Origin of the sequence: Acinetobacter pollinis, from assembly GCF_015627175.1 — a bacterium.
Classification (GTDB): Bacteria; Pseudomonadota; Gammaproteobacteria; order Pseudomonadales; family Moraxellaceae; genus Acinetobacter; species Acinetobacter pollinis.
Window position 1 is genome coordinate 24,879 of record NZ_VTDQ01000024.1, and the last position, 7,669, is coordinate 32,547.

The 7,669-nt window shown below is 36.4% G+C and carries 5 protein-coding genes and 1 pseudogene; all 6 read left to right on the forward strand.

What is annotated here, in order from left to right; translation table 11 throughout:
- Positions 1 to 59: 59 nt before the first annotated feature.
- Positions 60 to 2,705, forward strand: coding sequence for a type VI secretion system ATPase TssH (tssH, locus tag I2F23_RS09590; RefSeq protein WP_195772381.1), 2,646 nt, complete (start codon positions 60 to 62; stop codon positions 2,703 to 2,705).
- Between the two features lies 1 nt (position 2,706).
- Positions 2,707 to 3,798: a type VI secretion system protein TssA gene (gene tssA / locus I2F23_RS09595; protein WP_195772382.1), complete on the forward strand. Its 1,092-nt coding sequence runs from the start codon at positions 2,707 to 2,709 to the stop codon at positions 3,796 to 3,798.
- Between the two features lie 20 nt (positions 3,799 to 3,818).
- Positions 3,819 to 5,183: a type VI secretion system baseplate subunit TssK gene (tssK, locus tag I2F23_RS09600; protein WP_195772383.1), complete on the forward strand. Its 1,365-nt coding sequence runs from the start codon at positions 3,819 to 3,821 to the stop codon at positions 5,181 to 5,183.
- Between the two features lie 9 nt (positions 5,184 to 5,192).
- Positions 5,193 to 5,996, forward strand: a complete 804-nt coding sequence (icmH, locus tag I2F23_RS09605) for a type IVB secretion system protein IcmH/DotU (RefSeq protein WP_195772384.1) — start codon at positions 5,193 to 5,195, stop codon at positions 5,994 to 5,996.
- A 130-nt stretch (positions 5,997 to 6,126) separates the two neighbouring features.
- Complete coding sequence (locus I2F23_RS09610; RefSeq protein WP_195772385.1) at positions 6,127 to 7,035, forward strand: M15 family metallopeptidase; 909 nt, start codon at positions 6,127 to 6,129, stop codon at positions 7,033 to 7,035.
- 3 nt (positions 7,036 to 7,038) lie between these two features.
- Positions 7,039 to 7,669: pseudogene (locus I2F23_RS09615) on the forward strand (T6SS immunity protein Tli4 family protein); the annotation flags it as partial.

The window sequence follows — 7,669 nt, forward strand, 5'->3', positions numbered from 1 at the left end:
TTTCATGCAGCAGATTAAATTAACCAGCGCAAGTGCTTTAGATTTCAGTGGGAATTGATGTGAACAGTTTAAAAGTTTTAATTACAAAGCTATCTGCACCAACACGTGCAGCTTTAGAAAAGTCAGCCAACTATTGTATATCACAACAAAATTTTGAAATTGAAATTGAACATCTCTTTTGTGAGTTGCTTCGAGACACATCTATTGACCTACATTTATTACTTACAAAATCTAAAGTTTCTTCAAATGCACTACTCAATGACATTCATCAAAGTATTTCTGGTTTACCCAAAGGCAATACCAGAACCCCTATTTTTGCAACCTCTATTATTCGTTTATTAGAACAAGCTTGGTTAATTGCCTCGGCAGATCAAAATCCTATTATACGTAGTAGTCATTTACTCATCGCTCTGCTTACAGCCGATGATCTTTATCAAATTGCTATAAGAGCATCTAAGCTTTTTCAAAACATTCCTATCGATACGATTAAGCATACTTTTATCGAAGTATGTAAAGGAAGTACTGAAGACATTCATTCGCCTGAACAAGAGTTATCAACAGAACCTAAAAATCAGCATCACGTAGATGCTTCTGCTTTGGCTAAATACACCATTAATCTTACTAAAAAAGCACAAGATGGTGGCATTGACCCTGTTATTGGTCGTGAGTATGAAGTACGTTTAATGCTAGATATTCTAATGCGTCGTCGTCAGAATAATCCTATCCTTACTGGTGAACCGGGTGTGGGTAAAACTGCAGTTGTCGAAGGTCTTGCATTAAAAATTGCTCACAATGACGTGCCTGATGCATTAAAAAATGTTCAGTTACACACATTAGATTTAGGGCTATTACAAGCAGGTGCAAGTGTAAAAGGTGAGTTTGAAAATAGGCTGAAACAAATTATTCAAGAAGTACAAAGTGCTGAATATCCTATTATTCTATTTATTGATGAAGCACATACCCTTATTGGTGCAGGTGGACAAGCAGGACAAAATGATGCTGCTAATTTACTTAAACCAGCACTTGCACGTGGTGAGCTAAGAACGATTGCAGCCACAACTTGGGCTGAATACAAGCAATACTTTGAAAAAGATGCTGCTTTAAGTAGACGTTTCCAAGTTGTCAAAGTTGAAGAGCCTTCTGAAGACGTTGCAATTGATATGCTACGCGCCATGATCCCAGTCATGGAACAACACTTTAATATTAAAATTGATGATGATGCGATTATTACTGCTGTTAAATCATCTAAACGCTATATTACAGGTCGTCAACTTCCCGACAAAGCGATTAGTGTATTAGATACTGCTGCTGCCCGTGTTGCATTATCACAAAATGCTCAACCCGCAAAGCTTGATCAACTTCATGCAAAATTACATAATTTGGGCTTAGAGCTTCAAATTTTGCAAGATGAGCAAAAACAAAATCCGATTCATAATGATCGTATTAAAAACATTGAATCTGAGATTCAACAACTAAATACTGAAATTGAAGCGACTCGAAGCCAATGGCAACATGAGCTAGACACATTAAATAAAATTAATGAATTACAAACCGATGTCAATGGTAGCCATAGTCAAGAAATTGCTCAACTCCGTCAAACATTAAACTTACAACAGCATGAACCTTTAGTCTTTGAACGTGTAAATAGCACTATTATTAACCAAATCATTTCAGACTGGACAGGAATACCTGTCGGAAAAATGGTAAATGATGAAATTAAGCAAATTCTTACCCTAGAAGACAAATTAGAAGAACGTGTAATGGGGCAAAACTATGCCTTAGAAAAGCTTGCTCAAGGGATCAAAACTTCTAGAGCAAAACTAGAAGATCCTAATAAACCTCAGGGTGTCTTTTTACTGGTTGGCCCAAGTGGAGTAGGAAAAACAGAAACAGCACTTGCTTTAGCCAATGAACTCTACGGTGGAGAGTCTCATCTTATTACAATTAATATGTCTGAGTATCAAGAAGCGCATACTGTATCATCTTTAAAAGGTTCACCTCCAGGATACGTTGGATATGGTCAAGGTGGTGTTCTTACAGAAGCAGTACGCCGTAATCCTTATAGTGTTATTTTGCTTGATGAAATTGAAAAGGCTCATAACGATGTTCAAGAGCTATTTTATCAAGTCTTTGATAAAGGTACGCTAGAAGACGGCGAAGGACGTATTATCGATTTCAAAAATACAATTATTCTTTTAACCTCAAATGTGGGGTCAAGTACAACCATGCAGGCATGTATTAATCAGCCTGTTGAAGAGTGGCCAGATGCAGATACACTTATTGCTCAACTTAAACCTAATTTATATCAGCAATTTAAACCTGCATTTTTAGGGCGTATGCAAATTGTTCCATACTTCCCACTACACGATGATTTATTGGTTCGTATTATCGAACATAAGCTGAACAAGATTATTCAGCGAATTGAAAGCCAGTATCAAACACAGGTCGAATATAGCGATGAACTGACAGAACTTCTGCTTAGTCGCTGTACTGAAGTCGACAGTGGTGCAAGAAACATTGACAACATTTTAAACTCATCTGTTTTACCTGCCATTGCAACTAAACTTTTAGTTGCTTTAAGTGAACAAAAACTTCCAAAAACCATTTTAATTGATGTAGATGAGGACACCATCATCTATAAATTAGACGTTAAACAAAAGTCTCAAGCCAAGAAAGTAAAACGTAAAGTTGTAGGAGATGAATAATATGCAAAATGTCGATTTAGCTCCCCTACTTCAACCTATTTCTCCTGAAAACCCATGTGGGGACGATCATTCTTTTTCAAATGACTTTCACGAGCTCAAAAAAGCACAAGTAGAAGATGATCCATTACTTGATTTAGGTGAGTGGGTTGCGGAACCTAAACAAGCCGACTGGTCTTTCGTTTCCACAAAAACTGTAGAGTTGTTGACCAATACCACGAAAGATATTCGTCTACTTACTTGGCTTTCTTCAGCTTGGGCAAATATTTACGGATTTAGTGGCATTACGCAAAGCCTTGAGTTGTCACATCGAATGCTCGAACGATATTGGTCTAACATTCACCCCCTGATTGAAGATGAAGATTTAGATCAACGTCTCGGTCTATTACAAGGGCTTGTCAGTCAAATTCCACTAGCATTTAAAAAGCAACCCTTGGTTAATACAGCACCTTTTTACTCAATTATTGATTATGAGAAAATGTTGCATCAGCAAAATGCTTTCCTTAAAAATCCCGACAACTTTGAACATGATGAACATAGCAAAGACTTAGAGCTATTTGAAAAATCGTTGGCTATCATGTCACACGATGAGCAACTGAGTAATTATCAAGATTTTCTAAAAGCACTCGAGCACTGGGAAACTTTAAAAACAGTTCTTGATCAATTCATGGGTTTAGATGCTCCAAGCTTTGCACAAATCGACTCCCAATTGGAAAGTGTCAAAACAATTCTTTCAAAAGTATATAAAACTGAGCAAATGCAAGCACAATGCATTACAGAAAATACTGATATGCCTACTTTCGGCAACGAAGAAGCGAGACCTCAAGCTATTTCGCAACAGCAACCAACTTTTGGGGCATTTCAACCTTCACCACAAAGTCACTTAGAAAATCGGGAAGAAGCTATTGCCGCGCTTTTACAAATAGCGGAGTACTTTAAGACAAATGAGCCTCATAGTCCTGTGAGCTATATGCTTCAGAAAACCATTAAATGGAGCAAAATGCCACTACACGAATGGCTCACCCATGTCATTAAAGATGATCATCATCTTGGATCACTTCAAGATATGTTAGATGTTCCTCGCGATTCTTATTAATTATTGTATTGGTTATAGCTATGTTTAAAGCGCAAAAAGTCTTATGGGGCGAAGGTTTATTTTTACGTCCTCAACACTTTCAAGTTCAAGATACATATCATGAACAACACCTTAACTACACTATTCGTTCAACTATTCCATTTTCATATGGAATACAAACACTCGTATTTGACCAAAATCAGCTAAATTTAAGTATTTTGGCTTTAGAACGTATAGAAATGATTTGGCAAGACGGGGAGGTATATTCTGCACCTATGCAAGATCTTCTTCCAGAGCCATTACTATTAGATGACCTTCATTTACAAGGGGATATGTATATCTACTTGGCATTGCCTATTTTACAAGCCAATAAACAAAATGTTGCCTACGAAGAAACGACTCAACCACATCGTTATTATTCACACTTAACGGATACGCACGATATTTTTACAAATGCTTCACCTTCGCAGATTACTTTATTACGTCGTCGAGCAGAGTTTAAGTTACTTGATATAGATGTTCATCCAAGTGAAGCACTTGATGGCTTTATTTATATGCCTATTGGTAAAATTAAACCTCAGAGTGGTGGCCATTTAGAGTTAGACCCTACATTTATTCCACCTATTTTGCATATAAAATCAAATAACAGCCTTCAAACCAATTTAAAGAAGACGTTAAATGTTATTAAAGCTAAAATTAAAACCATTCAGACCAACAACAGAGAAAATGAACAAAAGATTGTTGAGTTTCGTTCTGGAGATATTGTTTCTTTTTGGCTGGTCAACGCATTAAATACAGCCTACGCAACGTTAAACCATATTTCATTAAATCCACAAATCCATCCAGAACGATTATTTAGTGAATTGTTACGTCTAACTGGCTCTTTGCTTACCTTTACAACAGCATATGAGGTTGATCAACTCCCGCACTATAATCATCATCAATTGCACAATAGTTTTTATCAATTAGATGTTATTTTAAGAGAGTTATTAGATACGATTATATCAAGTCGTTATATAAATATTGCCTTGAAAGAAAATAGACCATCTTACTGGGTGGGTAGTTTAGAAAGCGATAAAATTACCAAAGATTCAAGATTATATATTGCTGTTTCAAGTACGGCTATTCAAACCCACGAACTTATTCGCACCATACCTTTACGCTTTAAAGTCGGCAACACCACAGATGTTGAAAAACGTGTTATTGCCGCACTTCCAGCCATTCCTCTACATCATTTGGTGCAAGTTCCTACAGCGATTCCTGTTCGTTCAGGCGTCAGCTACTTTGAAATAGAACCACACGATGAATTGTATAAAGACATGTTAGCAGCGCAGTCTATCTGTATTTATGTTCCTAAAGGTTTTGACGACATTAGTATAGAACTGATTGCCGTGACCAATCACTAAAAGGAAGAGATGAATATGCAAAATAGTACACCATCCTTGTTTGATGATGGTCAGATTGGTACGGGTACGGAATATACTCAGAATATTCCGTCTACCATCTCTCGTAATTTAATAGACTTACTTTACGATGGTTTTTATCTGGTTTTCTTAATTCGAAATGGCTATATACCACATCAACCTGAACAATTTAGATTCAAGGTTATACAGTTACTTGAAAAATTTGAACAACACGCAAAAAAACTAGATTATGCAAGCCAAGATATACAAGATGCTAAATATGCATTTTGTGCATTGATTGATGAAACGATTGCGATTCAACAGGATAGTTCATTTTTTGACTTACAAAACTTCTGGCTAAATGATCCATTACAACTTAAATTTTTTGGTAATCAACTTGCTGGAGGACATTTCTTTGAAATACTCGAACAGTTACGTATGCATGGTAAAGAAAGATTAGAAGCACTAGAAGTATTTCATTACTGCCTATTGCTTGGTTTTCAAGGTAAATACCGCATAGCATCTCAAGACAGTATTAACCATCTTATTTCTAGAACTGGGGACGAAATTGATTTTCTCCGAGGGAAAAAGCATGAGTTTTCACCATTTGCAGCCCTACCTGACCAAGTAAGAAATATTTTACACAATGAGCTTCCATTTATTTGGATACTGGTCTTATTACTTGTATTTTCAATCCTTTCATTTGCAGGTCTAAAATTTACATTAAATAAGCAAAGTACAAGTGCTTTAACGCCTTATCAAAATGTCATTAGCACACCAGTTGAACAAGCACATATTACAATACGTCTTCCTTAGGCATAGTGAAAGATGCCATGAAGCTTATCTATATGAACGTATTTCCGACTTTAAGAAAGGTATTCATTAAAATACCTTTCTTTTTCATAGCTTTCCATTTGATCAATCATTGTTTCAGTCTAAAAAGCACATGATTACATTTATTATTATTAGTTTTATTGCTTTGGTCTGTATTCTTAGCTTACTGTTATTTCCAGATCTTCGACAAAAAATCTTCTCTACAGGTTTAAATTTTTTACCTCAGAGTAAAAAGATTTATCAACAATGTCTTCAGTTTATCGGGCAATTGAACCAAGCAACCACAGCCAATAAGCTTCAAACCCATTGGTATTTGCAACAATGGTGGATTTTAATTGCTGGATTTTTTCTTATTCTCAGTATTCTTATTTTTGTTATCACCCGACCTGTAGATACGATACATACCGAAGCAAGCTATTTAAAGAATGTAGACCCTCAAGTATATGCTTTACTCAATGGTGAAATGCTTACTCCACCACCAGAAGTAGATGATCAACTGGTTGATGCAGCAATTGTACAAGCCATGCAAATTGAAAAAGGTTATCAAAATACAAATGCACATGTCACTTTTGACAGCTTTACGACAGGTAAAACACTGATTGATCGTAAGTGGGAGCATATGAACCCACGATTTAAACAGCGACTGCTGATGGTATTTAAAATTATGAAAGAGAGATATAACTACGAGCTGGTATTGCTTGAAGGCTACCGTAGTCCAGAAAGGCAAAGTATGCTTTCAAATAATATGAATACCACCCGTGCTAAAGCTTATCAGAGTTATCATCAATTTGGTTTAGCAGCAGATATTGCTTTTAAGAAAGATGGAAAAGTCTTAATTTCTGAAAGAGACCCTTGGACGTGGCAAGCTTATCAGGCTTATGGTGAAGTTGCAGAGTCTGTTGGACTCACATGGGGTGGTCGTTGGAAGAATCTTCACGACTATGGACATACAGAATACCGTATGCCTGGACTTCAAAAAACTGCTGAAATGGCTGAAAAATTGACGAATGAGATTGAGTAATAGATGAAACTTAAAGATTTAACGCTCTGCTTCATGGCAATACTCTCTCTCACTGCATGTTCAAATGAGCAAAAACAGCAAAAAGGTATTCAACCTATGAATTTTGATAAACCTAAAACGCTCTGTTTAGGACGAATTGAAATTGATGTCCCGCAAGAAACAACGGTCATTATCGATGATTTTAACTACAATGGCAGTACTTACAGTATAAATACCGATATTCAAAGCTATGCTGAATATCAAAATTTTATTGCCAACCGTATTCAAGAATTTAAAAGCCAACCGCATGAAACAGAGGGTACGTTACTCAGCAAAGAAATGGCGGGCCCAACTAAAGATGATAGAGGACGTAGTAATAGCCATATTATTGTTTATCGCAGTACTGAATATAGCAAAAATATCTATAATATCGAAGCCTATATATATATTAGACCCGGAACAATGCTGGTTCTTAAAAGTGGGGCAAGTACAAACCTACTAAGTCGTGTCTTAGATCACTTAGACTATAACCTCAGAAATACTCACCCACGTACTGCCGAAAATCGCAACCAACCTGGATACTGTTGGGGAGACTTCTTTATTTTCGATGATATGACCTTAAATCATGTTTGGGGCGGTAGCCATCTTTATTTAC